Below are 26340 nucleotides of genomic sequence, written 5' to 3' on the forward strand. Positions count from 1 at the left end.
GAAGACGGCGGCGAGGTGAGCGGCTTGCCGCCTCTGCGAGCGCCAGCAAGGTGCGTGCCCGCCGCCCCGCTCGGCCACAGGAAGTGGAGCAGCGTCAGAGATCACCACGCTCCGCGCGCTCCAGGAGCGCGAACAGATCCGCGCGCCGACCGACCGCACCGACGAGCTCGCGCTTCAGTCGCTCCGCCGTGACCACGCGATACCCGCCCTTCACGATGCGGGACGCCGGCAGCTCGCCCACGATGCACGCCAGGAGGCGCGGCGGGCCCGGCCAAGGGCGAATCAGGACAGTATCGCGGTGAGGCTCGGCGCTGACGAGCCCAGCCGCGACGAGGCGGTCGAGCGGTGCGGTGTCGAGCAGGTAGGCCTGGATGTCTTGGCTCGAGAGGAAGCCATGCCCGCGCGAGAGGCGCATCGCCGTGTCGAGCGCGAACGCCGCGTCATCGCGTAACGCATCGATGACGGTCTCCCGGTCAGCAACCATGACGCGCGCCGCCAATGCGCCCTCGAGACGAAAGGCGATGGGGACGATACCAACCATCCGATTCCATAGGGGGCCAGCGAGCTCGCGCTGGAGGCGCTCCCTGCGAAGCCGGACCCGCGCGCGCCGCAGCTCGGCGAGGCGCTCTTCCGCGGTGAGGGCTCTCCGCGGCTCAGGCATGGATCCGCACCAGCATGGCCTCGAGACGCTCGAGCCCTATCTCGATTTCACGCTTCGTCGAGACATACCCCTCGGCTCCGGCGTCAGAAAAGAGAGGGTCATGAGCCAGGGCTATCAGGGCGTCTTGCGCGGCGCCGCGGACATCTTCGAGGCGTACTGGCTCGATGGTTCCCAGGAGGCGTACGACGTCGGCCTCAAAGCCGAAAAGACCAGAAGAACCGACCAGGACGGCATCGTCGCCGACCGGGGTCTGCCGGAGCGCGGCGAGGACGCGAAGCGCGGCCGGGCGGCTGGTCACGGGAGTGAGCATAGCGCAGCCGCCAGATTCGGACGCCCACTCTCGACGTCATCGGATTCGACGCCACTCGAGGGAAGGGACCGCCTCACGGCGCACCCGGGAAGCCTACCCTACGGGGCGCCCCCTGCCGCCCCCTGCCGCCCCCTGCGCCCCCTGCGCCCCCTGCGGCCCCCCCGTTCCACCCGAGCCCGCCTCACGGATCGTCCTCCACCCACAGCCGCGGCCCGGTGTCCCGGCCCGGCGCCCGCTGCCCGACCAGCACCGCCCCGACCCACACCGCCTTCGCCGGCTCGCCCGCGTCGCCCGCCTGCGGCCCGAGCAGCGACAGCCGCACAACGCGCTCCCCCGGCGCGAGATCGTCGCCCAGCCGGATCACCCCGCGCCCCACCCCGTCCGTGCCGCGCCGGTCCGTCGCCGCCTCCCACAGCGTCGCGCGCGTCAGATCGCCGCCCCGGCCCGCCAGCACGCCGTCCGGGATCGTCACCCGCCGGAAGAACGCCGCCTCCCGCGACGCGGGCTTCGCCCCCTCGAACCGGTAGCGGATGCGGTAGTCCGCGTTCTCCCCGGGCGTCACAACGAACAGCACGAGGTGCAGCGTCTCGCCCGCCCCCTGCTTGAACCGGTACGTCATCGGCCGGGCGCGCGTCAGCTCGAACACGTCGCGCCGGCGCACGATCGCCCCGCCGTTCGCCGGCGGCGCGTCCGTGTACGCCGCCCCCGCGTCGCCGAGCCCCTCGATCTCGACCCGGCGCGTGCCCGCCGGCGCCGCCACGCGCAGCGCGCCCGACAGCGCCACGATCGGCTCCTTCAGCGCCACCTCGCCGTCCACGCGCACCGCGACCTCCTTGCCCAGCGACGCGCGCGCGGCCCGGTAGATGACCGACAGCCGGCCGGCCCGCGCCCCCTCCCCGTCCACGCGCACGTCCTTCGCCACGAGCAGCGGCGTCCACGCGTCGCCCGGCGACGGCTCCCCCGCCGACTGCCACGCCGGCATCAGCAGCCGCCGGCGCACCGGCGCATGCTCGGGGGTGAGGGTCCGCTCCGGGCGATCCGCGTCCGACCTCGCGCCCTCCCCCGACCGCTCGATCCGCACCTGCTCGCGAAGATCCGAGAAGCGCTCCTTCCGCTCCAGATCGTCGAGGTTGACCGCGCGCACGTCGGTCCACGTGCTCACGTCGAACGGCGCGTAGCGCCACGTCTCGTCCTCGGCCAGCGTGACCCGGTAGGGCAGCCGGTACAGCGTCTCGTTCACGCCCGGCTCGATCGTGCGCAGCCGCACGCGCGTCCTCGCGTCCCCCGTGATCTCGATCCGCTCCACCCCCTCCGGCGGCCGCAGGATCGCGAGCCGCGGCTCGGACGCGTCGAGCCCGTCGTTCCACCACTCGAAGCGCGATCGCGGGAGCGTCACCTTGAGCTCGGCGCGCTCGGTCGGGCCCGGCCCCCACCGCGCCACCACCGTCGCGTCGCCCTGGTTCGCGCCGCCGGTCGTCTCGACCTCGGTCCGGATCAGCAGCCCGAGGAGCTCCTGCCCGGGCGCCATCCGCGCGATGACCGGATCGCTCGGATCCAGCGCCAGGTAGCGCACGAGGCGCACGTCGGGCGGCGTCTGGAGCCGCACCGGCGCGGCCTGCGCGACGCCGGGAGCGTCCGCGGCAGGCCCCGGCGCCGCCCCGGGAGCGTCCGCAGCAAGCCCCGGCGCCGCCCCGGGAGCGTCCGCCGCCGGCTCCGCCGCCGCGCCGGGACCGCCCGCGGGCGCGGGCATCGCCGGATGCACGATCTCGCCGATCTGCTGCATCGCCTGCGCCTCCGGCGCGCCGAACCGCACGCCGAAATCCGGGCCGACCCCGTCGATCACCACCGTCCGGATGTCCTCGCGCGACAGCCGCACCGTCGCCCGCCCGAGCGGGCCGAGCGCGACGCTCGCGGGCGCGCTCGCGCCGTCCGCGACGCGCACGGTGCGGCCCGGCGGGCCCTCGATGTCGAGCGACAGCGGGCCGCGGAAGTTCAGCGCCGCCGCGTGGCGCTCGCCGACCACGAACTCGGACGCGCCGCGGCCCTCCGCCCGCGGGAACGGCATCCGGAACCGCCGCAAGAGCAGCCGCGACATCTCGTAGTCGATGCCCTCGCGGCCGCCGGCCTCGAGCCGACGCGCCCAGCCCCGGAGCAGCTCCTTCCGCGCCGGCTCCGGCAGGTCGGCGAAGCCGAGCGCCGACACCCGGCGCCCCAGCTGCCGCCGCTCCTCCGCGTCGAGGCTCTGCTCGTAGAGCGCGCGCGACGTCTCGCTGCGCTGGTAGCGCCCCTCCAGCCGCGACAGGATCGTGAGCTCGATCGGCTTGCCGTCGCTCCCCACCGCGGGCTTCGCCCGGAGCCGCACCTGCCCGCCCTGCGGGAGCACGTCGTGCGTGATGAGCAGCGTCGAGCGCGGATCCGCCACCGCGCCCCCGCCGCGGTCGAGCCGCGCCGCGTACTCGCCCTCGCCGAGCGGGCGATCCGGATCGCAGCTGACGCGGCTCTCCAGGTCGACCACGTGCCGCGCGACCTCCTTGCCCCGCTCGTTCACGAACGCCGCGACGAAGCCGTAGGGATAGCGCCTCGCGGAGTCGCAGACGTCGGCCTTCACGGCCGCCCAGGTCGTCACCTCCACCGCGTCGATCTCGGCCGGGATCTTGATCGCGAGGTCCCGCTCCGGCTCGATGTGGTAGGCGAGGATCTCGTCCTCGGCCGGCAGCGAGCTCCCCAGCGGCGGCGCGCCCGGCAGGAGCGAGAGCGCGAACGCCGTCACCCCGAGCAGCGCCATCGCGATGAGCCAGCGCGGGTTCAGCGCCTTGCGCGGCGCGCCCACCCGCGCGCGGAAGCCCCCCGTCGCCGAGCGCGCCCGGAGCGGCGGCCGCGCAGGGCGCGGCGGCGCGGGCGCGTCGTGGCTCGTCGGCTCGCGGCGCTTCGCCGGGGCGGTCACGGGGTCGCCTCCTGCGGGGCCGCACCGGGCGCCGCCGACCCGGACGCGGGCGCCGCCGACCCGGACGCAGGCGATCCCGAGGCCGCCGCGCCCGGCGAGCCCGACCTGGCCGCCTCGATCCTGAGCGCGCTCGTGCCGACGGTGACCGCGCGCCGCAGCCGCACGCCGCCGGGCACCGCAACGCCCGGGACCGCGACGAGCGCGCCGTCGATCGGCAGGAGCTGCGCCTCCCCCGGCCGGGCCGCGATGACCCACGGGCGCCCCGTGATCACGTCGCGCCCGATCTCCACATGACACCGCGCCTCGACCCGCGGCGGCGCCGCCGCTGCCCCGCCCCGCGCCGCTGCCCCGCCCCGCGCCGCTGCCCCGCCCCGCACCGCCGCCGCCGCGCCCCGCACCGCCGCCGCGCCCCGCGCCGCCTGCGCCGGCGCATCCCCCGGCCCGGGCGCGCCCCCCGGCGCAGCCGCCTGCGCCGAGAAGTGCTCCCTCAGGTAATACGGGTTCCGCTCGGTCGTGTAGCGACGGAAAACCTCCATCGAAGCGAAAAGATCGCACCCCGCCGTCACGCCCCGGGTCGGGCACGCTTCGTCCCCGCTCGCGCCCGCGCCCGCGCTCCCCGCGCACGTCGCGAGCGCCTGCGCGCGCGCGGCCACGTCGAGCGGCGCGGGCGCCACGCCGAGCCGCGTGAGCCGCGCCTCGAGGCGCGTCTCCCCCTGCCCCGGCGCAGCGAAGCGCCGCAGCTCGAAGAAGCGCCGGATCGCGCTGCCCAGGTACACGATCGCGAACCGCCCCTCGGCGAACCGCTTCGCGTAGGCCATCGCCATGTCCGTCGCGCCGCTGAACGGCACCTGCTCGCGCGTGCCGTCGAAGATCCCCACGCGCAGCTCCAGATCGCGCAGCGTCTCCAGCAGCGGCCCCGCGAAGGTGGGCACGTGCTCCGGCCGCAGGACCTCGTACCCGAACGAGATCACCGCGTCCCGCTCGTAGGTCCGATCCGCCTCGATCGCCTGGACCGACAGCGCGTTGCCGCCGTCCCCGATCCAGACCTCGTGCGCCCGCTGGAAGAAGCTGCGCAGCCCCTCGGCGCGCCGCACGTCGGCGGCGCCGTTCGGCTCCGCCGTGGGCACCGCCCCCGCGAGCAGGAGCGACTGCGCCGAGAGCGCGTCGGCGAGCGCGAGCCCCGCGCCGAACGCCCCGATCTGCCACCGCGGCGCGGGCACCTCCACGAGCATCGCGCCCGTGAGCGGCGACCTCACCGCCCCCGGCGACGGCGACACGGGCAGGACGCCGCCGATCGAGGACGCTGGGCCCGCTGCTGGGCCCGCGCGCGGCGGCAGCGTGGCCTGATTCGCCAGCACGAGCCACGCCGGGTTGCCGCGGCGCTCCGGGCCGCCCTCGGCCGGCCCAGGCTCGGCGATGCCCCACGCCGCAGGCGCGGCGTCGCTCCCGCCGATGCGGATCTCGCGGAAGCCGAGGCGCCCGAGGATCGCCCGCTCCCACGCGGTCGGCGGCGTCGCGCTGGCGGCGCCGCCGGGGCGCGTCGCCGCCGCGATCAGCCGCGGCGCCACGACGCTGTCGAACAGCCGCAGCTCCTCGATCGACGGCGGGCGGAACCGGCCCGGCTGGACCTCCGTCAGCGACACCATCCGCTTCGCGAGCTCCTCCTCGAGCGTCCCGCTCCAGCGCACGACCTCCGGCGCGCCGAGCAGGCGCGCGCCGACCGCCTCCGCCACGTGGCGCGGCACCCGGAGGCGCGGCGCGTCGGCGAGGAGCGTTTGCTGCTCGGCCGCCGGTCGGAACCTCATCGCCGTCTCGGCGCCGAGCCCCTCGCCGATCGACACCACCGGCAGCCCCGCCGGCGTGCCCACCACGCTGAGCTCCGGCCCGTCACCGCCGCCCGGCTCGACGATCAGCACCTGGGGGCCCTCCAGGGCCTCGATCATCGCGGCCGCGAACGCCTCGTCGTGCCGCCGGATCGCGCCGTGGCGCGACAGCAGCACGACCCCCGCGGCGTCGAGCAGCTCCGCGACCCGGAGCGCCACCGCCGGCAGCGCCGAGCCGACCTCGGTGGGCGCCGCCAGCACGAGCCACTCGGGCGCCGACCCCGGGCTCCGGCCGGCGCGCTTGCGGATCGCCGCCCGCGGCGCGCTCGGCGAGTCCTCGGGATCGTCGAACCGGGCGCTCAGGACGTACCACGGCCGCTCGCCGTCGCCCTCGCGCAAAACCGAGAGCCGCGCGCGCTCCGCCACGCCGAGGACCTCGTCCGCCGGCCGGCCGTCGAGCAGCACGCTGCGCGCGAGCCGGTGGGCGATCCGCCGCGACTCGATGTCGGCGGCGATCGCGGCCGCCCTCGGGCGCGGGCCGGGCCGCGGCGCCGTGTCCGAGAGCACGAGCGCCAGCGCGGCGCTCTCGATGCGCGGCGGCGGACGGGCCTCGGCCGCGGGCGGCGGCGGCGCGCTGCCCCAGCCGAGCGCGACGAGCGCGTAGCCGACCCCGTTGCCGACAAGGAACGCCGTGAGCGACACCTGGAGCGTCGGCATGATCACGATGCCGACGTGCTCCTTGTTCCACATCTTCACGGCGAGCAGGCTCGGGAGCAGGTAGCCGAACCCGAAGTAGTCGATCATCTGCAGCCCCGGCGCGAACCGCACCATGGCGAAGCCGAGCGCCATCTTCAGGACGAAGCCGAGCACGTACACGAAGATCATGCGCCTCGGCCCCACGAGCAGCATCCGGGAGAAGGGGCGGACCGAGATGATCCAGCGCGAGACGTAGTAGACGACCAGCGCCTCGACCGTCGTCGTGAGCAGCTTCGTCGGCTCGTACCAGGCCACGGCGAGCAGGCCGGGCACGAGGATGCCGTTGTAGTCCCACCCGTAGCGGACGTTGTTGCGGGCGCCGAGCAGCGCGCCGATGACCAGGATGATGTGGGCCTTCGGCAGCTCGAGGAACTCGAGCGACAGGCTCTCGTTGAGGACCTGGAAGCGCGAGACCGAGAGGTTCGTCGTCCGGAGCAGCACGCCGAGCACGAGCGCCGTCAGCGCCGTGACGACCGCGAGCCGCGGCGCCGCGCGCAGGACGCCGCTGTTCCAGAAGGCGTTCGCGATGAGCGGCACGAGCACGAGCCCGATGCTGTAGAGCTCCCGCGAGTGCACGAAGTCGTAGCGCGCCGAGACCTCGGGCACGACGAAGCCCTCGACGAAGAGCCGCACGATCACCGCGCCGACGATGAACAGGTAGAACCGCTCGCGCCCGAACGCCGTGGACCAGGCGCCCGTCCGCGTGACCCAGCGGCCGATCAGCGCGACGAACAGGTACGTCACGATCGACTCCGCGATGATGAACACCGCGGTGACCGGCGCCGCGAAGAACACCGTCGCGAGGTAGCCGGGCACGACCAGCCCCGCGTACGTCCAGCCGAGCGTCTCGGTGAAGAACGTCCCGAAGACGAGCCCGATCAGGACCGCTGTGTGGAGGCTCCGATCGAGCCCGTTCGGGGGGAAGAGCGGCAGGTTCTCGAGCATGCGGCGGGGCGGCGGGACAGCGGCGGCGTGCGGTCGGATCGAGCCGGCGCGCGGCGCCGCCCGGTCCGGCGAGCGGCGCCGCTACGGCAGCGTGGTGGCGAGGCCGATCGCGCTCGGCGCGCCCCAGCCCGTCGGGTAATCCCAGCCGGGCCCCGCGGCAAAGAACTCCGTCTCGCCGCTCACGATGTCACGGAACGTCGCCTGCACGTCGGGGGTCGTGTAGAGGATCGAGTTGAGGAACCCGACGCGCGGCAGGCCCTGCGCCTCGCGGTAGCTGTTCACCACGGCGATGATCCCCGCGAACGCGGGCGCCGAGAACGACGTCCCGCCGTAGCGATTCCACTCGCCGAGGTAGTAGACCCAGTACGGGGCCGGCGAGAGCGCGGCGTGCATCGCGACGTCGGCGACCGCGCGCTTGCCGTCGGAGCCCTCCACGACCCCGACCTGCCAGGACGGGATCGGGAACGAGAGCGTCGGGCCGGAGCCGGAGCCCGACCAGGCGACCTCGCTCTCGACCTCGCCGTTCCGGGTGAGCCAGAGCGACGTCCCGCCGACCCCGGTCACGTACGGGCTCGCCGACGGCGTGTCGGTCTGCGCCGAGTCGCCGGTCGCCGCGACGACCGTGATCCCGAGCGCCGCCGCCATCCGCGCCGCGTGGTGGTACTGGAGCCGCACGGCCGGCGGCTCGGAGTCCTCGCGGTGGGCGAACGAGTCCGTGATGACCGACACCTCGCCGCGGGCGATCGCCTCGTTGAACGTGTAGACCATCGACGTGTTGCGCGCGTCGGGCCCCTGATACACGACGAGCTCCGCGCCCGGCGCGAGGCTCCCCGACCACGCGACGTCGAGCGTCGACTCCAGGTAGCGCGTCGCGACGGGCTCCATCGTCACGACGACCTCCGGGTTCGCCCGCTGCACGCCGAGCGCGCGCCAGAACGACTGGAGGTCCCTGTACTTGAAGGTGGCGCCGACCGTGACCCCGAGCTTCACGCCCTGGCCCGTGAACCCGAGCTCGTAGAGGTCGTCGAGGTCGTACGCGCCCGCGATCTGCGCGGGGGTCATCCCCTGATCGACGTTGGCCGGCGGATCCGGCTCGATGCTGCCGCCCTCGGGCGGGAGCGGCTTGGTGCTCGCCGCGAGATCCGCCGTGATGATGCCGGTCGTGCGGTCGGACACCCACGTCGGCACGGTGAGCTTGCCGAGGGTGCCGTAGACGTCGAACGGGGGATTGCCCGCCTGCGGGTTCTCCCGTTCGAAGACCCGGAGCTCCGTCTTGAAGGCCTCGTTGAACTGGGCCACCGTGCCGGTGAACTGGATCAGCAGCCGGTTCGTGGCCGTGAAGTTCACCGTGAGCCCTTGCTCCTCGAGCCAGAGCTTCACGAGGTGCACGTCGAGCTCCCGCGGCGCGTGCGCCGCGATCCACGCGTCCGGGGTGAGGTACTGGCGGAACCGCGGGCTCGCCGGGTCGTAGATCTCCTCGATCGCCAGGTCGAGGAGCCCCGCGTTGCGGATCGGGAAGCCCATCAGCGCGCGGACCACCTCGTCGCCGCCGGCCGTGCCCTTGTCGTCGTACACGCCTGGCAGCGGGCTCGGGATCCCGTCCACGGCCTCGGCGGGCTCGATCTCTTCCTCGGTGAAGTCGGGCAGCTCCTCCGGCAGCGCGACCCCGCCGGCCCCGCCGCCGCCGTCCGCCGTCGCGCCCCCGCCGCCGCTCCCGGACACGGCCCCGCCGCTCCCTGTCGCGCCGCCCGCGCCGCCCGCGCCGCCGCCGCCCGCACCGCCGCCGCCGCCGCTGCCCGATGGATTTGCGAGCTGTGGATCCGATTCGCAGCCACAGCTCGAGGCCGAGAAGGCCACGCTGTTGGCGAGAACGAACAACCCGAGGACAGGAGCGGCCCGGAGAACAGATGAAGTGCGGCGCATACCCAGGAGGGATTCAAACCCCTTCCGACAGGCCGATCCAGCCCAATCGTCCGCGTGCGCTGACGTCGCATCACACGGACGCCGCCCGCAACACAACGCGCCTCGGCGGAGGGTGCGGAGCACCACATCGCACCTCGTCTCGAACAGATCCGCCGCTGCGCCGCGGCGCGGCGGCTCGGTCGGAGCGCGACGGGGCGGCGCGGTCGGAGCGCGACGCAGCGGCTCGCTCGGAGCGCGCGCTGTAGGGGGCCTCCTTCTCGAGCTTCTCGAACAGCGGATGTTTTTGGCGCAGCGGACCTCGCTAGACAATTGTATCGGTGCAACCACGATGCGACGCTCAGCCTGCCCGGGCGTCCCGCGCCCCCTGGCGCGCTGCGTTCTTCAGCGACTATGGCGAAGACTTACCGTCCGCGGATCCCCAAGCCCTTTCGCATCCCGCGACCGATGACCTCGCAGGGGGACGCGGCGCGCTTCGGCTGGCTCCGGCCCGATGTGCTCGCGATCGCCGCGGGCGCGCTGATCGCGGCCGTGGCGCCGCTCGAGCGGTTCGACTACGTGGCGCGCGGCCTCACCGCGTCCGCGCTCGCCGACGCCGCGCCCTCCGCGCAGGTGCTGCTCGTCACGGCCTCGCCCGAGGCGCTGCGCGACGGGCTCTGCGAGCGATCGCTCCCCAGGCTGCTCGAGCGCGGGCGCGCGCGCGGGGCGCTGCTGGTCCCCCCGGCGGACGCGTTCTGCGGCGGCGACGCCGCGGGCCGCGCCGCGGGGGCGGCGCCCGTCGTCCGGATGCCGCCGGGGCTCTTGCGCCTGAGCGCGGGCGAGGTCGTCGGCTTCTTCCCGCTGGCCGCCGAGGCGCACGCGGCGGAGCTCGGCGCGCTCGGCGTCTCGGCGGCGCCCTGGGTGCTCAAGAAGGCGCCGCAGAGCGTCCCCGCGGTCAGCCTGCGCGATCTCGCGGACGGCCAGGTCCCGGCGGCCGCGCTCGAGGGCCGCGTCGCGGTCGTCGGGGTCGGCGCCGGGGGCGTCGCGCCCCAGGCGGTCGCGACGTCGGCGCTGCCGCCGGCGAAGGGCATCGCCGCGGTCCTCGGCGGGCTGCTCGACGGCGGCCGGCGCGCCTCGGCCCCGGCCTGGGCGCCGGCGCTCTTCGTCCTGCTCGCCGGCGGGCTCGTGTGGCTCGCGCGCCGCCGCCACGGGAGCCTCGTCGCGACGGCCGCGCTGTTCCTCGCCACGTTCGCGCTCGCCGTGGGCCAGAGCGTGCTCGCCGCGCGGGCGGAGGCGAGCCTCCTCCCGCTGCCGAGCACCCTGTTCGGCCTCGCTGTCGCGTTCGCGGGCGTGATGATCCTCCGCGGGCTCGCCGTCCAGCGCTCGGTCGATCGCGCCGCGGAGCTCATCCAGCGCGCCGCGCTGTTCCGCATGCAGGGGGTCCACACGCTGCGGGACGAGGAGTTCTGGCCGCGCGTGGCGCGCCTCGCCGAGCAGGCGCATCCGGCCGATCTCGTGCTCGTCGCCGAGCTGCCCGCGGGCAGCTGGCACCTCAGGTTCTGGAACGATCGCAGCGACCCTCGCGGCGGCGAGAGCCTCGTCGCGGAGCGCCGCCACGACGTCCGCCGCCCGCCGTACAGCAGCGAGCAGGGCGTGCCGGCGATCCGCCTGGCGCGCCGCTTCCTGACGAAGCAGGACATGCCGGCGGTCGTGGTCCCGCTCATCGCGTTCGGCGAGATCGAGGGCTACGTGTTCTTCTGCGGCCCGGTCGCGGAGCAGACGTTCTCGCGCGAGCCGGAGCGGGCCGAGCACGTCGGCCGCGAGCTCGCGCTGCTCCTGCGCAGGAAGCGCCTCGCGCGCACCGCGGAGGGCGACGCGGGCGGCGCGGGCGAGGACCGCGCCGGCCACGCGCCGGAGGACGATCTCGTCGAGGGCGCGCGCGTCGCGCTCGACGACCTCCAGCTCTTCGGGTCGATGCTGCGCAGCGCGCCGGTCGGGCTGCTGTACGCCGACGCCTTCGGCGACGTCCGCTTCGTCGCGCCGGAGTTCGCGAAGTGGCTGCGCGCGCGCGACGTCGTGGTCCCCGCGGAGAGCGCGAGCGCGGCGCTCCCGCCCGGCTCGCTCACGCTGGGCGACGTCCTCGGCGCCACGTCGGCCGGCAGCGCCGCGGTGTCGCTCTCCAGCGTGATGGCGAGCGACGAGGGCATCGAGCTCAGCGTCAGCGCGCCCGAGCCGTATGTGCTCTCGGTGCGCCCGCTCCGCCGCGAGTCCGACGGCTCCACGTGGATCGCGGGCTACGTCGCCGCGCTGATCCCGGTGAAGCAGCCGGCCCCTGGTTCGGGGAACGTGCGGCCGCTCGCGGCGCGCGACGCGACCGATCCGCTCTGCGCCTTCCAGCTCGTCGACGTCGTGGTCGACGCCGTCGCGAGCTCCGCCCGCGTGACAGGCCGGGCGGTGCGGCTCGAGCCGATCCGCGGCGCGACGCACGCCCTCGGGCACCGCGGCGAGCTCACGCAGGCGCTCGACGCGTTCCTGATCGACGTCGCGGGCCGCGGGCTCCCTGGGCACGGCCCGGTGGTGTCGGTGCGCGAGGCGCCGCAGGGCGTGCAGCTGTCGATCCTGGACGTCGGCTTCGGCCTGGGGCTGCCGGAGTCGGCGCTCCAGCGTGTGCTCACGGCGCCCGGCGCCGCGCCGGCCGGGCTCGAGCCGCTCGGCCGGCTCATCCTGGCCGTGGAGGACAGCCACGGGCACGCGGAGCTCAAGACGAACGACGGCTGGGGGATCACGCTCACGGTGACGCTCCTCAGGGCGCACCCGCGCGTCGGCGGGTCCGCGCACGAGGGCGGCAAGCCGGCGGCGCAGAACGTCATCGCGATCGGCAGGGCGAGCCCGAAGTAGGAGCGGGCTCCCGCCGTCCTCGGCCGCCCGCGCCTGCGGCCCTCAGGCGGATGGCGCTCCGGCCTGTGCCTTGCCCGAGGCCAGCAGCGAGCGGATCATCGCGACGAAGACCACGATCCACGCCAGGAGCGCCACGTAGCTTGAGTAGCGGGGGATGATCAGCAAGAAATCCAGATCGGCGGCTCGCGCCAATCGAATCGTACAGACGGTGTACATCCCCAGCGGGAACACCATTCCCCAGTACTGGGGATCATAACGAAAGGGAAACCGGCGGACGGCGTGGCGCCAGATCCCCAGGATGACCAGGAGCGGGATCCACCAGGTCGCGGCGACCCAGAAGAAGAGCGTGAAGCCTGTCAGGAACGCCTCGATCCTCACGATCAGCGGCGACGCCTCCCGAGCGAGCAGCAGCGTCGAGCCCGCGAGGGTCGTGATGGCCACCGCTCCCATGTTGATCCAGTAGGGCGGCGTCAACCGTTCCATCGTCATCGGGAGGAAGGTGAAGCGGTAGAAGATCAGCGTGATGATCGTGAGGTAGAGCAGGGCGCCGAGCAGGAACATGCACAGCGCGAGGAACAGCACCGGGGCGGGCGCCGCCATGCCGGGAGCGAGGAGCGAACCGAGGACAGAGACCCCCTGCGTGGCGACGGTCGCGATGAGCCAGGCGCCGTTGATGCCCTCTTCGAGCGAGGGTTTCTGCTCGCGCACGATGACCGCGGTGAGGAAGCTGTACATGACGACCCCCCACAGCGCGATGCCCGCGAACCAGAGCACGCGCGCAGCGGAGGGCTCACCGCCGACGACGAGGAGCTGCGTTCCGAGCACGCAAGTCCCGGCGACGAGCGTGAAGAACCCAGGACCGCGGCCGTGATCGCGGAGATCGCCCAGCACGCGCCCGGGGTAGACGGCGAGGCGCATGAGCAGGAGCAGGCTCAGGAGCGCGTAGATCGCGATGTTGACCCGGAGCAGGGCGCGGGCGGTCCATGACAGACCGACGAGATCGGACGCGATCGAGACGATGCCCGTCGCCATGACGAGCGCGAAATAGCCGGGATACAGGTCCTCGATGCCGCGCGCGATCCGGCGGGTCAGCGTCGTCATGCCTGAGCCGTCCATCTATTCGAACCGGACCAGGTACCGGAGGAGTCCTATGTTGAGACCCAGGCACAAAAGGCTCACGAGCGCCGCGGGGAGCGCGACCGTCGTGTCCCGCGTCACTGGCCCGAGCGGCCCGAGCGCCTCGAGCACGAACTCATGGGGGACGGCCTGTCGCTTCCTCGCGGCGAACACGTCGTCCATCGGCGCGAGGCGCCCGCTCCGCTTTCTCATGGGTGCGTAGAGTAACCGAACGGCGGGCGCCCGCGCCACACGGCGCATGCCGGCGCTGCTCGACCTCCGGGCCGCCGTCATCGACGCTCGATCCAGCGGCCGTACCAGGCCCGCACGTGTCGGTCCCGAAGATGTCGCACTCGACGTGTGAAGCAGAAACATCGAAGCTCCGAAAGGGGATCTCGATCGAGGTTGTGGTAGCCGAGCGGCAGATTGCTGTGGGGACCGCACGTCAAGAACGCCTGCATAAGGAGGGTTCCCGCCTTTTGCGCGAGAAAACGAGGCACATGCCGGCTGGGGGCGAGCGCGGAAGATTCCGGCTCTTCGGCGCTCAGCGTGCGCTCGAGACCGTCGAGGACTTCACCGAGCTCGAGCCTCCTCCTACGACCGCCGCCGGAGGATGTGCTGGAGCAGCTGGCGCGAGATGTTCAGGAGCTGCGCCGCCTTCCGCCGGCTCCCTCCGGCGCGCGCGAGCGCCTCGTCGACCATGATGGTGCGGACCTGCTCCTCGACATCCTGGATCGATGTCCGCCCCACGGCTGCGCGCACCTGCGGGCGGAGATCGGGCGGACGGGCCAGCGCGTCGTCGATCGCGCGCTCCAGCTCCTCGAGGCGCAGCGGCTTGGCCAAGAACGAGCGCACGCCCATCTGGGCGAGACGGAACGATACCGCCGGGCTCGCCGATCCGCTGATGGCCACGATGGCCGGCGCGACAGCACAGGCCATTGCCCGCTCCACGACGTCGACGGCGCTCCCGTCGGGGAGCGTCACGTCGGCGATGATCCCTTGAAACGCCCCGTCCGAAAGCGCGCGATACGCCTCGGCCACCGACGCGCAGGCGACGACCCCGACGCCGCGCACCTCGAGGGCCTCGCCCAGCGCGCGTCTGAGCCTCGCGTCATCCTCCACGATCAGCCAGCGTAGCATTGTGTGGTAGCATGGCTCCACTCGATGGGGGCGCCTAGTCTGAAAGCGGCGGAGCAGGCCAGCCTCCCGGCGCTGCTGACCGGCGATCAGCTCGACGCCCTCATCACGCGCGAGGCGCTGCGGGGCGAGCGCACCGCCTCGATCGCACGGAGTGTCTTCTGCGCGGCCCTCCTCGCGCGGTTCATCGCCGTCGGCGGCCTGACGTTGCCAGGCTTCTACCATCGCGCCCTCATCGAGGTTCCGCTGCTCCTCGGCGCGGTCGCCGCCTCCATGTACCTGTGGCGGAGGAGCCGGCGAGTCGATGCCTCCCCCCGCCTGCTCCTCGTCTCGGTCGGCGTCGACGCGCTCCTGTGCTTCGTGGCGCTCCTGCCGAACGTGATCTGGCCGTGGGAGGGTTACCCGGGAATATTGCAGATCCCCGACATGACCGCGCTCCTCATCACGGTGTCCTCGAGCGCGTTCCGGCTCGTCCGCCGGGCGGTCCTCCTCGCGGCGGCAGCGAATGTGCTCTCCGCGGTCGTGCTCCTCGTGGTCGACCGCGTGCTGAACGGCGGCCGCGACAATTTCTGGGCAATGGCCTCGCTGTTCTTGATGCTGCTCCTGACGGCCGCCTGCGCGGCTTTCCTCGTCACGCTGCGCACGCTCCGCGTCGTCGAGCTCGGGGCGAGCTCCACGCTGCGCGCGGAGCGCGCGCAGCGGAACCTGAGCGTCGTGCTGCACGAACACCACGACGTGAAGACCTCGCTCTCTGCCGCCCTCATCGACACGGAGCTCCTGCAGCGCGAGCTCTTCCGGGTCGAGTCCGCGAGCGCCGCGCGCATGCTGCGGAAGCTCGCGCAGCTGCGCGAGAGCATCGAGGAGGTCGCCTCGGCCATGGGGCACATCCGCGAGCGGACGGTGCGCGAGCTCGACGCGCTGCGCGCGACGACCCCCGCCGAGGTCGGCGAGGCGGCGCGCGGCGCCCTCCGGGTCGTCCGGTGGCGTTACCAGGCGGTGAGGGTCGATGTCACGGATGGCGCGGAGCGCACCGCGGTCCTGTTCGCGGGGGGGCACGACGTGCTGGAGCGGGTGCTCCTGAACCTCCTTGTCAACGCGTGCGAGGGGACCGGCGAGCGCGGGGCCTCGCGGGTGACGCTCGACGCGCGCCCGCTGGGCGGCGGACGGGTCGCCATCGAGGTGAAGGACGACGGCCCGGGCTTCCTGGACACGCCGAGCCCGAAGCCCGGTGGCTCCGGACAGGGGCTCGGCTTCGTGACCGGCATGGTGGAATCGAGCGGTGGGCTCGTCCTGCGCGGCAACCTCCCGGAAGGCGGCGCGAAGGTCACCCTCGAGCTGCTCGAAGCGCCCGTGTAACGGCGGATCGCGGCGGCGAGCGGAGCGGGGGGCAAGAAGATTTGCCCTGATGGTGTCTCTGGCCATGCGGTACCACCTCAGCACCGAAGTGGGCACTCGCACGAGCTCCGACACTCGCGAACCGCTGAAGGATCATTCGCCATGAAGAGAACCACCTCGATGACAGCTCCTGCGCTGGACAAGACCTGGATCGCGCTCGTCGCGGTCGCGCTGACGCTCGCGGCCTCCGGCCCGGCGAGCGCGCAGGCGCGACGTTCGCCGATCTTCGATCCCGCGCTGAACGCCTCCGGCCGGCCGCTGCGCGGGTTCGCCGATCTCCACACCCACCCGATGGCGCACCTCGGCTTCGGGGGGCACGTGCTCCACGGCGCCCCCGACGTCGACGTGCTCATGGCGCCGGGCACCATCTACGATCCCGCCGGACAAGGCATATCAGGCGCCACCTGCAACGCCTCGATGCGGCGCGCCGCCAGCGTCGCGGAGGCGCTGGGGACCAGCTACAGCACGCACCGAGGGCTCGATCTCTTCACGAACAAGTGCGGGAATCACGTCCGCCAGATCGTGCTCGGGGAGCTTGCGAATTCCCACGGCATCCGCTCGTTCGACGTCGAGCGTCCCGTGGGCTATCCGACGTTCGCGCACTTCCCTGCGCATAACGACATCCTGCACCAGCAGATGTGGGTCGACTGGATCCAGCGCGCAAAGGAGGGTGGGCTCCGGGTGATGGTCGCGCTGGCCGTCAACAGCCGCACGCTCGCGCACGGCATCGAAGCGAACCCACCCATCGATGACAGGGAGTCTGGCGATCTCCAGATCCGGGAGCTCGTCCGCTTCGTCGGCAAGCACAGCCAGTGGATGGAGATCGCGCATTCGGCCCGCGAGCTCCGGCGCATCGTCGAGCAGAACAAGCTCGCGGTGATCGTCGGTGTCGAGCTGGACGACATCGGCAACTTCGTGTGGAACAGAGCCGCGCCCACGGAGGCCCAGATCCGCGCCGAGATCAGGCGCCTGCATGGCCTCGGCGTGCGCTACGTGTTCCCGGTCCACCTCACGGACAGCCTCTTCGGCGGCGCCGCCGCCTACGAGGACGAGGTGGCGCGCGCCAACCGCTTCCAGACGGGGAAGTGGTGGGACCTCGAGTGCTCGCGCGGAGAGGGCATCACGAAGCAGATCCAGTCCGGGAACGATCTCTTCAAGTTGATGAAGCTGGGCGACGCCGGCGGCCACATCCCGCTTCCGGGCTGCCGGTCGGGTGAAGGTCACAAGAACCGGCTGGGGCTCTTGCCCCTGGGCCGCGTCGCCATCAACGAGATGATGAAGCTCGGGATGATCATCGACATCGATCACATGTCCCAGAGGATGGTGGGCGACGTGCTGGCGTTCACCCGCTCGACGCCCGGCGGCGCGTATCCGCTCGTCTCGGGTCACAACGGGCTCCGCGGATCGAGCGGCAACGAGAACGGCCGCACGGACGCCCAGTACATGGAGATCGCCGCGCGCGGCGGGCTCGCGGGCGTCGGCTTCGGCGGCTCCAGCGCACGGAGCTTCCTGCGGGACGCCGCCGCCGTGGCGGCGATCACGTCGGGTGGCAAGCCGCTCCAGATCACCCTCGGCTCGGACATCAACGGGATGGTCGTCATGCCGCGCTCTCCCGAGTGCCGGGCGCCCCGGAACCAGGTGGTGATGGTGCCTGGCGACGCCTGGGGGCACCCGCCCGCCCAGCTCCGGTGCACAGGCGGCGAGATCGACGTGCGCTCCGCGCGGATCGGCTGCCTCGACATCCAGACCAGCGGCAACCTCACGGGCCTCGTCGCAGAGGCTTGCGAAGGCAGGCCGTCCTGCTCTTACAAGGCTCCGACGCCCGCCGAATACAGCCGAGCCGGTGTCCAGGCCGCGACGCGCACGTTCTGTACGCAGGCCATGGAGATCGTCTATCGATGTGCCGATCCGGCCGCGGACGCGTGCGTCGACTACGACAGCTTCCCCAGGGCCCGGATGGGGAGCCGCTCGTGGGATTACAACGAGGAGGGGGTCGCCCACATCGGGCTCTTCCCGGATTTCCTCAAGCACGTCGAGGCGCTTCCGGGTGGGCAGCAGCTCATCAACGGGCTCTACAACGGAGCCGAGGGCGTCGCGCAGATGTGGGCGAAGGCCGAGACGGTCGGCCGCTCCGTCCCCTGATCCGTACACGCCCGGCGCGCGACAGGCGCGCCCCCCCCGCTCGCCGCGGGACGTCTCGTCAGAACTCGAGGGGACAGAGGCCATGAGCTCGCGACGACCCGTCTCGAGCCACATCGCCCTCGTCATCGCCTTCGCGACTCACAAAACGCAGTAAACATGAACGGAGACAGCACATGACACACGACATCAAGAGCGAAAACGGCATGCTCCTCGAAGGCCAGGACGGTCTCACCGTAGCCCGGTCGAGCGGGAAGGGGCGAGGCATGCAGTTTCTCATGAGAGCGAGCGGAGCCTTCGCCCTCTCCGCTTCCATGGCGCTCACTGGCTGCATCGCGCAGGAGGGCGATGAGGCCCTGGGAGAGATCGCACAGGAGGGCTATGAGCCCGTGGGAGAGGCGGAGCAGGAGTTCAGCATCGCTGTCGTGCCGGTGACCTGCACCAGCGGCTGGCCCGGTACGCGGGGCTGCTACAAGCGGCTTGGAGATGGGAGAAAAATCATCCCCGGCACGGTCTCCGTCCAGATCGATGGCCACAATGGCTCTATCGGGCACAGTGCGTCCCTGATCGACAACAACCGAGCGATCAAGTTCACGGCGAGCATCCACGAGGGTGACGCGTTCAATCCGGGGAGCAACACGACCAAGTTCCTCGTCCTGTGGGCGTACGAGTAGCATCGTTCGTAGCTCTCGCGGCTCTCGACGGTCGCGGTGAGCACGGGGACACCTCGTCGCTCGCCGCTCCCGTCTCCCGCTCCCGCCTCCCGCTCCTCAAAGGACGAGCTCCTGAGGAATCCCCTCGAATTTTCGGAGAATTCACAGGGAGGCGGGGAGACGGGGAGTAAAATCTCAGAAAAACTCCCCGCCTCCCCGCCTCCCTGTTCAATTTCCCGCTGTAAACGGGCACAAAATGAGGACATTCCCCAGGACGAGCTCTACTCGATGGAGAGGGTGACGGTATCGCCCGTCAGGTACGTCACGGTGAGGCTGCCGGAGAAGATCTCCTCGAAGGTGAAGTTGAGGAGGACGAGCGAGTAGCTCGTCTCGTAGATCGACGCCGCGGCGGTCGAGAAGCTGTGCTCCAGCCTCTCGAAATCGATGTCGCCCTCGAACTCGCGCGACGCGATCCAGGAGGGCTCCCCGTCCGCCATCACGGGCACCAGGGCGCACTCGCCGTTCGTGGGCTCGCCGTCGCTGAAGTCGGTTTCCCCCACGCCCCAGGCCCCGGCGGCGAACGTCGCGCAGCCCGCCGTGGCGTATTCGTCCGCTGCAATCGCGAGCTCCACCGAGCCGAGGCCGCCGCCGCCCGCGCCGCCGCCGCCCTCGGCATGGCCGCCGCCCACGCCCGCGCCGCCGCCGCCCTCGGCATGGCCGCCGCCCACGCCCGCGCCGCCGCCGCCCTCGGCATGGCCGCCGCCCACGCCCGCGCCGCCGCCGCCCTCGGCATGGCTGCCGCCCACGCCCGCGCCGCCGCCGCCTTCGGCATTGCCGCCGCCGCCTTCGGCATTGCCGCCCGCGCCGCCGCCGCCCTCGGCATGGCTGCCGCCCACGCCCGCGCCGCCGCCGCCCTCGGCATTGCCGCCCGCGCCGCCGCTGCCCGTGCCGGGAGGCTCGTCCCCGCAGGCAACCAGCAAGCATCCAGCAAAGACAATGGATGTCCACTTCATTCGCACCTCAGCTCTCTGTGATGCGTAGGAGCGTAACATGAGCCCCATGCACGCAGAACGAATCGACCCGGACGGCCCCGACGCGCCCCTCGGCGCTGCCGCCCGCGCCCGCGCGCCTCGGCGTGAGCAGGCAGCCCCCGCCGGTCCGTGGTGCGGCCGCTCTCCCCCTCAGCCCCTCAGGACCCGATCCGGATCTTCTTCTTCAGCGCGGCGAGCTCATCATCGACCGCCGCGCCGCCGGGCCTGTCCGCGCTGCCGGCGCTGCCCGCGCTGCCGCGGCCGTGCTCGAGCTGGGCGAACTTCGCCTCCAGCTCGGCCGCCGACAGCCCGCCGCCGGAGATCGCCTCCTCCACCTCGCGCGACGCCGCGACCTGCGCCACCTGCCCCTCGACCTGCTCCTCCATGCGCCGGAACTCGGAGAAGGCGCTCTGACCGCTCCGCGACCCGAGCCCCTCGGCGCCGCCGCCCGCGCGGCTCTGCTGGATCTGCGCCGCGAGCGTGCCCTTCCGCGCCTGGAACTCCTCCTGCTTCGCCTCCATGCGCTCGAGCTCGGCCTTCATCGAGATGACCGCGGACCGCTGCTCCGCGCGCATCGCCTCGGCCCGGTCGCGCTCGCCCACGACCCGCTTCTTCTGGACGAGCGCCTCGCGCGCGAGCTTCTCGTCGTTCGCCTTCAGCGCGAGCTCGGCGCGCTTCTCCCACTTCTCCGCCTCGGCGTCGAGCTCGTCGACCTTCTTGCGCAGCACCTTCTCGGCCGCTACCGCGTCGACCAGCTCCTTCCGCGCCGCGCGGACCTGGTCCTTCATCTCCTCGACGATGAGATCCAGCGACTTTTTCGGATCTTCCGCCTTGTCGAGGAGCGCGTTGACGTTGCTCGAGATGACCTTTCCCATACGGTCGAAGATGCCCATGCCGGTAGCGTGCACCGCCCCGCCTTCCCTGTAAAGCGCCCGCGCGCCGCGCTGCCGGCGCCCCGCGCCGGCCCGCAGGCCGCCCCCTCCGCGCGCGCCCGCCGCCCCGCGCCGGGCCCGTCGCTCAGGGCGGGGGCGGGTACCCCGGACCGACGCTCGACTCCACGAACGACCGCGTCGTCAGCAGCGGGATCTTCACCGCCTCGTCCTCGTACAGCGGCCTCACCACGCAGGTGTCCTCCCCGCACTCGCCCCCATCGACGAACGCCACGTCGGCGACGAGCCAGTACCGCGCGCTCCCGTCGCTCGACGAGAACGTGACCGGCGCCTCCGGGTCGTAGAACCCCGTCGGGCCGAGATCTGCCCCGAGGGCGCCGTGGCAGAAGATCTTGACCCGCGGGTGAACCGCGTAGTCGCGGCCGTGGCTCGAGTAATAGTGGACGCCGATCCGCATCCACTGCCCGAGCGGCGGGAAATCGACGTTGATGTTCTCGGGCGCGCAGAAATCGTCGCTGTTCGGGTCCGTGACGCCGGGATCGCACGTGATGTTGTCGATGTCGAGCCGCGGGTTGTGGCACCCCCGGCCGAGGGCGCGCCACGCCTGCCCGGCGCCGCGAGGGGCGGAATAGCAGGTGTTCCTGGCCTCCACCGGGTCCAGAAACCAGCTCACCGGCTCCGGCGGCGACGCCGTGTCGCTGAACCAGCGGATCTCCGGATCCGACTCCAGCATCTGCACCGTGCAGTTGTTGTAGCCGCAATCGCTCGGCGAGCCGCCGACCCTCCACGGCTGCGTATCGCTCGGCTGGTGCAGGTGCAGATCGAGATCCACCCCGTCGCCGCCGAGGTCGTGCTCCCACTCGAGCTCGACCCGCAGGCCGGGCGCGCCGACGTAAAGGGCATACTCGCACGAGCCGGTCGTGCCGTCCGCGAGGCGCTTCGTGTAAACGACCTTGTACTCCCCCGACTGGAGCGGCTTGTAGTCATCCGCCGGGTCCGCTCCAGACACCGCGGGACACGGCTCGATGCCCGCCGGGCAAACGACGGTCCACGTCTCCGAGCCGGGCTCCGCGTCCGCGCTGAACGTGCCTGTCCCCTCCTTCAGGTTCACGTCGGCGAACGGCGGCGCCTGCAGGGCGTGGCAGCCCGCGGGGCTCTCGTTGAAGCAGGCCTCGGTCGCGTGGCGGCCGCCGAGGCACGGCCCCCACACGCCGACCTCGGTGCACAGCTCGGTCCCCGAGAAGCACCCTTCCACGGCGCGGTACGACGGATCGCCCATGAAGCACGCGTGCGCTTGCCCCGCGACGCAGGGGCACGTCTCGTCGACCTGACCGTCGCAGTCATCGTCGAGGCCGAGGTGGTTGAGATCGCAGAGCTCCTCCGGTCCGCACTCGGTCCCGCACGGGTTCACGGCTCCATCGACGACCCCGGCGTCCTCGCCGGAGGAGATCGTCCCGCCGAAGCCGGGCTCCGGAGGAGCGCCCCCGCTGTCGCCGGCGGCGGCGCCGCCGTCGCCTCCTCCTCCACCGCCTCCGGCGGCCGCGCCGCCCGCGCCGGGATCGTGGCGCGAACCCGAAGCATTGCAGCCGACCGCGACGAACGCACCCGAGGCCGCGGCCCCCAGAACAGCGAGGAGCGCAGAGGAGACGCCGAGATGACGCATGAGACCTCCAGTCGCCAGCGCGCGGCGGAGCGGCTTGGGCAGGCAGGCGCGCCAAGCCGGACACCGGCGATGAACAGCGAGGCGCGTGTCTTAGCAGAACCGGCGCGACACCAAAGTACGCTCGCGAACGTGCAAAGCACGCTCGTGAGAACGGATGTCGCGCCGCCCGACCGGCGTATGTCCTGGAGAGGTGATGGTCAGTCCGTCGCGCGCGGACCCCTCGACGACTCGGCCGCGAGCGCCGCCTGCGCGGCCGCGAGGCGGGCGACCGGGACGCGGAACGGCGAGCAGGACACGTAATCGAGCCCGGCCCGCTCGAAGAACGCAATCGAGCTCGGATCGCCGCCGTGCTCGCCGCAGATACCGAGCGTCAGCCCGGGCCGCGCCGCGCGCCCCCGATCCCGACCCATCTCCACGAGCGCCCCGACGCCGGCCACGTCCAGCGACTGGAACGGATCCTTCGTGAAGATGCCGGCCTCGACGTACGCCCCGAGGAACCGGCCCGCGTCGTCGCGCGAGATCCCGAGCGCCGTCTGCGTGAGATCGTTCGTGCCGAAGCTGAAGAACTCCGCCTCCTCGGCCAGCTCGCCGGCCACGATCGCGGCGCGCGGGAGCTCGATCATCGTCCCGAACCGGACATCGACCCTCCGGCCCTTCTCGGCGAACACCTTCTCCGCGACCCCCTCGACGAGCGCGCGCGTGATGGCGAGCTCGCGCCGGGTCATGCTGAGCGGGATCATGATCTCGGGCTCGACCTCGATGCCCGCCGCCGCGACCTCGCACGCCGCCTCGAGGATGGCGCGCGCCTGCATCTCGTAGATCTCCGGCGACGTGATCGCCAGCCGGCAGCCGCGGTGGCCGAGCATCGGGTTGTACTCGGCGAGCTCCTCGTTCTTGCGCTGGAGCTCCTTCACCGGGACGCCCATCGCCCTCGATAGCTGCTGGAGCTGCGCCTCGTCCTGCGGCAAGAACTCGTGCAGGGGCGGATCGAGCAGGCGAATCGTCACGGGCAAACCGGCCATCTCGCGGAAAACACCCACGAAATCGCTGCGCTGGAACGGGAGCAGCTTCGCGAGGGCGCGCCGCCGCCCCGCCTCGCCGTCCGCGAGGATCATCTCGCGCACCGCCTGGATGCGCTCCTCGTCGAAGAACATGTGTTCGGTGCGGCAGAGCCCGATGCCCTCCGCGCCGAAGTTGCGCGCCGTCCTCGCGTCGTGGGGTGTGTCGGCGTTCGACCGCACGCGCAGGCGCCGGACCGCGTCGGCCCAGACCATGAGCTCCTCGAACTCACCGCTCAGCGCCGCCGGGACGGTCGGCACCGCCCCGAGGTAGACGGTGCCGGTGCCGCCGTCGAGCGTGATCACGTCCCCGGCCTTCACCGTGATCGTGTCGGTCGGGTGCCCGTGATCGTCGTAGATCGTCACCGCCATCTGGCCCTGGCTCACGCTGATGGCCGAGCAGCCGGCCACGCAGCTCTTGCCCATCCCCCGCGCCACGACGGCCGCGTGGCTCGTCATGCCGCCGCGGGCCGTCAGGATGCCGCGCGCCGCCTTCATGCCGTGGATGTCCTCCGGCGACGTCTCGGACCGCACGAGGATCACCGCCTTGCCCTGGCCGGCGCGCCGCTCCGCCTCGTCCGCGCTGAACACCACCTGCCCTGTCGCCGCCCCCGGGCTCGCCGGCAGGCCGCGCGCCAGCAGCTTCTTCGGCGCGCTCCCGTCGATGCTCGGATGGAGCAGCTGATCGATCGAGCCCGGGTCCACCCGCAAGATCGCCTCGCGCTGGCTGATCAGGCCCTCCTTGGCCATCTCGACCGCGATGCGCACGGCCGCCCGGCCCGTGCGCTTTCCGGTGCGGCACTGGAGCAGAAAGAGCTCCTTCTGCTGGATCGTGAACTCCAGGTCCTGCATGTCGCGGAAGTGCTGCTCCAGCTTGGCCTGCACCTCGACGAGCTCGGCATACGCCTCGGGCATCTTCGCCTCGAGCGAGCACTCGTCCTCTTCGTTTGCGCCGCCCGATCCGGACCTCGACAGCGGGTGCGGTGTGCGCACCCCCGCCACGACGTCCTCGCCCTGCGCGTTGGGGAGCCACTCGCCGTAGAAGCGCCGCTCCCCGGTCGACGGATCGCGCGTGAACGCGACGCCCGTGCCGGAGTCATCGCCCAGGTTGCCAAACACCATGACCTGGACGTTGCACGCCGTCCCCCAGGCCTCCGGGATATCGTGCATCTTGCGGTACACCTCGGCCCGGTGGTTCTTCCAGCTATCGAATACGGCGCGGATCGCGCCCCAGAGCTGCGCGTACGGATCGTCGGGGAACGGCCGCCCCGTCGCCCCGAGGACGATGTCCTTCTGCCGCTGGATGAGCGCCGCGAGCGACTCCGGATCGAGCAGCGAGTCGGGCACCTTGCGCTCGAGCTCGGCGGCGTTCAGGCGCGTCGCGTCGACGCCGAGCCGCGCCGCGGCCTGCTTGCGCGCGCGGCCGAGCGCCTCCTCGAAGCGGTCGCGGGGCACGCCGAGCACGATATCGGCATATGCCAGGATGAACCGCCGGTAGGCGTCCAGCGCGAATCGCTCGCTGCCCGTGCGCCGCGCGAGCCCCCGCGCGATCTCGTCGTTCAGGCCGAGGTTCAGGATGGTATCCATCATTCCCGGCATCGACGCGCGCGCGCCCGAGCGGACCGACACGAGCAGCGGCGCCTCGGCGCTCCCGAGCCGCGCGTCGAGCAGCGACTCCAGCCGGCCGATCGCCGCCTTGATCTCGTCCTCGACGCCGGCGGGGAGCGCCCTGCCCGCGGCGTAATACGCGTTGCAGACCTCGGTGGTGACCGTGAAGCCGGGCGGCACCGGGATGCCGAGGCGGGTCATCTCCGCGAGCCCCGCCCCCTTGCCACCGAGCAGCTCCTTCTGCTGTGCGTCCCCGTCCGCCTGCCCCCCGCCGAAGAAATATATCGATTTCCGCATGGCGGGCGCACGCTAGACCGTCCGCGCAGTCGGGTCGAGATCCCTCGAACGCGGCACACGGACGGCCGGCGGCGACGCTGAGTCCGCAACCGACGGAATCGGTGCGCACCTCACAAAAATACCGGCCCTCGACGGCAGACGAGCTATGAAGCGGCGCATGAAGCGCGGAACCCTCGTCCTTGTTGCGATGCTTGCCGTCCCCCTCGCCGCCTGCGACCAGAAGCCGGCCCCACAGGCGATCGCCGACGCACCGGCGTCCGCGTCGGCCGTACCTGCCGCGCCGCCGACGCCCACCGCCGAGCAGCAGGCGCCCCCTGAGCCCGCCGGCCTGCCCGCGCCGCCGGACGTCGCCGCGCCGCCCGCGGACGCGCAGAAGACGGCCTCGGGCCTCGCGTTCAAGGTGCTGGCGCCGGGCACGGACAAGGCGCATCCCGGCCCCGACGACAAGGTGAAGGTCCACTACACGGGGTGGACCACGGACGGGAAGATGTTCGACAGCTCCGTCCTGCGCGGCGAGCCGGCGAGCTTCGGGGTGGGCGGCGTGATCAAAGGGTGGACGGAGGCGCTCCAGCTCATGAGCAAGGGTGAGAAGCGCCGCCTCTGGATCCCGGGGAGCCTCGCCTATGGCGACCGGCCCACGCGCCCGGGCGCCCCGTCCGGAATGCTTGTGTTCGACGTCGAGCTGCTCGATTTCTCGCCCGCGCCGCAGCCTCCGCCCGTGCCGAAGGACGTGAAGGCGGCGCCGAAGACCGCGAAGAAGACCGCCTCCGGGCTCGCCTACCAGGTCCAGCAGAAGGGCACGGGCACGGAGCACCCGAAGCCGACGAGCCGCGTCACCGTGCACTACACGGGCTGGACGACCGACGGGAAGATGTTCGACAGCTCCATCGTCCGCGAGGAGCCGGTCACCTTCCCGCTGGGCGGCGTGATCAAGGGGTGGACCGAGGGCGTACAGTTGATGGTGAAAGGCGAGAAGACGCGCTTCTGGATCCCTGCCGAGCTCGCGTACGGCGAGAAGCCGACACGCCCCGGCGCGCCGTCCGGCATGCTCGTGTTCGACATCGAGCTCATCGACTTTCGTTGATCGGTCGGCCGGCGCTTTACATCCGGCCGACTG

17 protein-coding genes are annotated in these 26340 nt (G+C 72.5%); 5 read left to right on the forward strand and 12 right to left on the reverse strand.

Annotation, left to right across the window (positions count from 1 at the left end; all coding sequences use genetic code 11):
* Nucleotides 1–94 precede the first annotated feature (94 nt).
* The 5 genes from WMF36_RS39215 to WMF36_RS39235 all read right to left on the reverse strand — a co-directional run bounded on the left by WMF36_RS39215 (nt 95) and on the right by WMF36_RS39235 (nt 9362).
* Nucleotides 95–499, reverse strand: a complete 405-nt coding sequence (locus WMF36_RS39215; RefSeq protein ID WP_437575941.1) for a hypothetical protein — start codon at nt 497–499, stop codon at nt 95–97.
* Between the two features lie 154 nt (nt 500–653).
* Complete coding sequence (locus WMF36_RS39220; RefSeq protein ID WP_437575942.1) at nt 654–959, reverse strand: hypothetical protein; 306 nt, start codon at nt 957–959, stop codon at nt 654–656.
* 193 nt (nt 960–1152) lie between these two features.
* On the reverse strand, nt 1153–3915 hold the full coding sequence (locus WMF36_RS39225) for a hypothetical protein (protein WP_437575943.1): 2763 nt from the start codon (nt 3913–3915) through the stop codon (nt 1153–1155).
* Nucleotides 3912–7439: a poly-gamma-glutamate biosynthesis protein PgsC/CapC gene (locus WMF36_RS39230; RefSeq protein ID WP_437575944.1), complete on the reverse strand. Its 3528-nt coding sequence runs from the start codon at nt 7437–7439 to the stop codon at nt 3912–3914. The genes WMF36_RS39225 and WMF36_RS39230 overlap by 4 nt, the downstream gene beginning before the upstream one ends.
* An 81-nt stretch (nt 7440–7520) precedes the next feature.
* Nucleotides 7521–9362, reverse strand: coding sequence for a S53 family peptidase (locus WMF36_RS39235; protein ID WP_437575945.1), 1842 nt, complete (start codon nt 9360–9362; stop codon nt 7521–7523).
* Between the two features lie 444 nt (nt 9363–9806).
* Here WMF36_RS39235 and WMF36_RS39240 point away from each other — a divergent pair, with 444 nt between their 5' ends.
* Nucleotides 9807–12236, forward strand: coding sequence for a hypothetical protein (locus WMF36_RS39240; protein WP_437575946.1), 2430 nt, complete (start codon nt 9807–9809; stop codon nt 12234–12236).
* 42 nt (nt 12237–12278) lie between these two features.
* On the opposite strand, the gene WMF36_RS39245 is transcribed toward WMF36_RS39240, so the two are convergent.
* The 3 genes from WMF36_RS39245 to WMF36_RS39255 form a co-directional block, all read right to left on the reverse strand.
* Nucleotides 12279–13337: a tellurite resistance/C4-dicarboxylate transporter family protein gene (locus WMF36_RS39245; protein ID WP_437575947.1), complete on the reverse strand. Its 1059-nt coding sequence runs from the start codon at nt 13335–13337 to the stop codon at nt 12279–12281.
* A gap of 15 nt (nt 13338–13352) precedes the next feature.
* Nucleotides 13353–13565 carry a DUF6755 family protein gene (locus tag WMF36_RS39250; protein ID WP_437575948.1) on the reverse strand — a complete coding sequence of 71 codons (213 nt, stop codon included), beginning with the start codon at nt 13563–13565 and terminating at the stop codon, nt 13353–13355.
* A 381-nt stretch (nt 13566–13946) separates the two neighbouring features.
* Complete coding sequence (locus WMF36_RS39255) at nt 13947–14474, reverse strand: response regulator (protein ID WP_437575949.1); 528 nt, start codon at nt 14472–14474, stop codon at nt 13947–13949.
* 42 nt (nt 14475–14516) lie between these two features.
* On the opposite strand from WMF36_RS39255, the gene WMF36_RS39260 reads away from it, so the two are divergent.
* The 3 genes from WMF36_RS39260 (at nt 14517) to WMF36_RS39270 (ending at nt 18697) form a co-directional block, all read left to right on the forward strand.
* Nucleotides 14517–15845, forward strand: coding sequence for an ATP-binding protein (locus WMF36_RS39260; protein WP_437575950.1), 1329 nt, complete (start codon nt 14517–14519; stop codon nt 15843–15845).
* Nucleotides 15846–15986: 141 nt separating this feature from the next.
* Nucleotides 15987–18026 carry a membrane dipeptidase gene (locus WMF36_RS39265; RefSeq protein WP_437575951.1) on the forward strand — a complete coding sequence of 680 codons (2040 nt, stop codon included), beginning with the start codon at nt 15987–15989 and terminating at the stop codon, nt 18024–18026.
* Nucleotides 18027–18199: 173 nt separating this feature from the next.
* Nucleotides 18200–18697, forward strand: a complete 498-nt coding sequence (locus tag WMF36_RS39270) for a hypothetical protein (RefSeq protein WP_437575952.1) — start codon at nt 18200–18202, stop codon at nt 18695–18697.
* Nucleotides 18698–18957: 260 nt separating this feature from the next.
* Here the strand turns inward: WMF36_RS39270 and WMF36_RS39275 are convergent, their stop codons facing one another.
* The 4 genes from WMF36_RS39275 to ppdK form a co-directional block, all read right to left on the reverse strand.
* Nucleotides 18958–19689: a hypothetical protein gene (locus tag WMF36_RS39275; RefSeq protein WP_437575953.1), complete on the reverse strand. Its 732-nt coding sequence runs from the start codon at nt 19687–19689 to the stop codon at nt 18958–18960.
* A 176-nt stretch (nt 19690–19865) separates the two neighbouring features.
* Nucleotides 19866–20615, reverse strand: coding sequence for a PspA/IM30 family protein (locus WMF36_RS39280; RefSeq protein WP_437575954.1), 750 nt, complete (start codon nt 20613–20615; stop codon nt 19866–19868).
* A 109-nt stretch (nt 20616–20724) separates the two neighbouring features.
* Nucleotides 20725–22260 (reverse strand): hypothetical protein, encoded by a 1536-nt coding sequence (locus tag WMF36_RS39285; RefSeq protein ID WP_437575955.1) that lies wholly within the window; start codon nt 22258–22260, stop codon nt 20725–20727.
* A 197-nt stretch (nt 22261–22457) separates the two neighbouring features.
* A complete protein-coding gene (ppdK, locus tag WMF36_RS39290; protein ID WP_437575956.1) occupies nt 22458–25223 on the reverse strand; it encodes a pyruvate, phosphate dikinase in 2766 nt (921 codons plus the stop codon).
* Nucleotides 25224–25380: 157 nt separating this feature from the next.
* On the opposite strand from ppdK, the gene WMF36_RS39295 reads away from it, so the two are divergent.
* Complete coding sequence (locus tag WMF36_RS39295) at nt 25381–26307, forward strand: FKBP-type peptidyl-prolyl cis-trans isomerase (RefSeq protein ID WP_437575957.1); 927 nt, start codon at nt 25381–25383, stop codon at nt 26305–26307.
* The last annotated feature ends 33 nt before the right edge of the window (nt 26308–26340 follow it).

Source organism: Sorangium sp. So ce887, from assembly GCF_051521455.1.
Classification (GTDB): domain Bacteria; phylum Myxococcota_A; class Polyangia; order Polyangiales; family Polyangiaceae; genus Sorangium.

What these genes read in the sequence shown, in the direction of transcription:
- WMF36_RS39230 (WP_437575944.1), bottom strand. Translation starts at nt 7,439, where the DNA reads ATGCTCGAGAACCTGCCGCTCTTCCCCCCGAACGGGCTCGATCGGAGC.
- WMF36_RS39235 (WP_437575945.1), bottom strand. Translation starts at nt 9,362, where the DNA reads ATGCGCCGCACTTCATCTGTTCTCCGGGCCGCTCCTGTCCTCGGGTTG.
- WMF36_RS39240 (WP_437575946.1), top strand. Translation starts at nt 9,807, where the DNA reads ATGACCTCGCAGGGGGACGCGGCGCGCTTCGGCTGGCTCCGGCCCGAT.
- WMF36_RS39245 (WP_437575947.1), bottom strand. Translation starts at nt 13,337, where the DNA reads ATGACGACGCTGACCCGCCGGATCGCGCGCGGCATCGAGGACCTGTAT.
- WMF36_RS39250 (WP_437575948.1), bottom strand. Translation starts at nt 13,565, where the DNA reads ATGAGAAAGCGGAGCGGGCGCCTCGCGCCGATGGACGACGTGTTCGCC.
- WMF36_RS39260 (WP_437575950.1), top strand. Translation starts at nt 14,517, where the DNA reads ATGGGGGCGCCTAGTCTGAAAGCGGCGGAGCAGGCCAGCCTCCCGGCG.
- WMF36_RS39265 (WP_437575951.1), top strand. Translation starts at nt 15,987, where the DNA reads ATGAAGAGAACCACCTCGATGACAGCTCCTGCGCTGGACAAGACCTGG.
- WMF36_RS39270 (WP_437575952.1), top strand. Translation starts at nt 18,200, where the DNA reads ATGACACACGACATCAAGAGCGAAAACGGCATGCTCCTCGAAGGCCAG.
- WMF36_RS39275 (WP_437575953.1), bottom strand. Translation starts at nt 19,689, where the DNA reads ATGAAGTGGACATCCATTGTCTTTGCTGGATGCTTGCTGGTTGCCTGC.
- WMF36_RS39285 (WP_437575955.1), bottom strand. Translation starts at nt 22,260, where the DNA reads ATGCGTCATCTCGGCGTCTCCTCTGCGCTCCTCGCTGTTCTGGGGGCC.
- ppdK (WP_437575956.1), bottom strand. Translation starts at nt 25,223, where the DNA reads ATGCGGAAATCGATATATTTCTTCGGCGGGGGGCAGGCGGACGGGGAC.
- WMF36_RS39295 (WP_437575957.1), top strand. Translation starts at nt 25,381, where the DNA reads ATGAAGCGCGGAACCCTCGTCCTTGTTGCGATGCTTGCCGTCCCCCTC.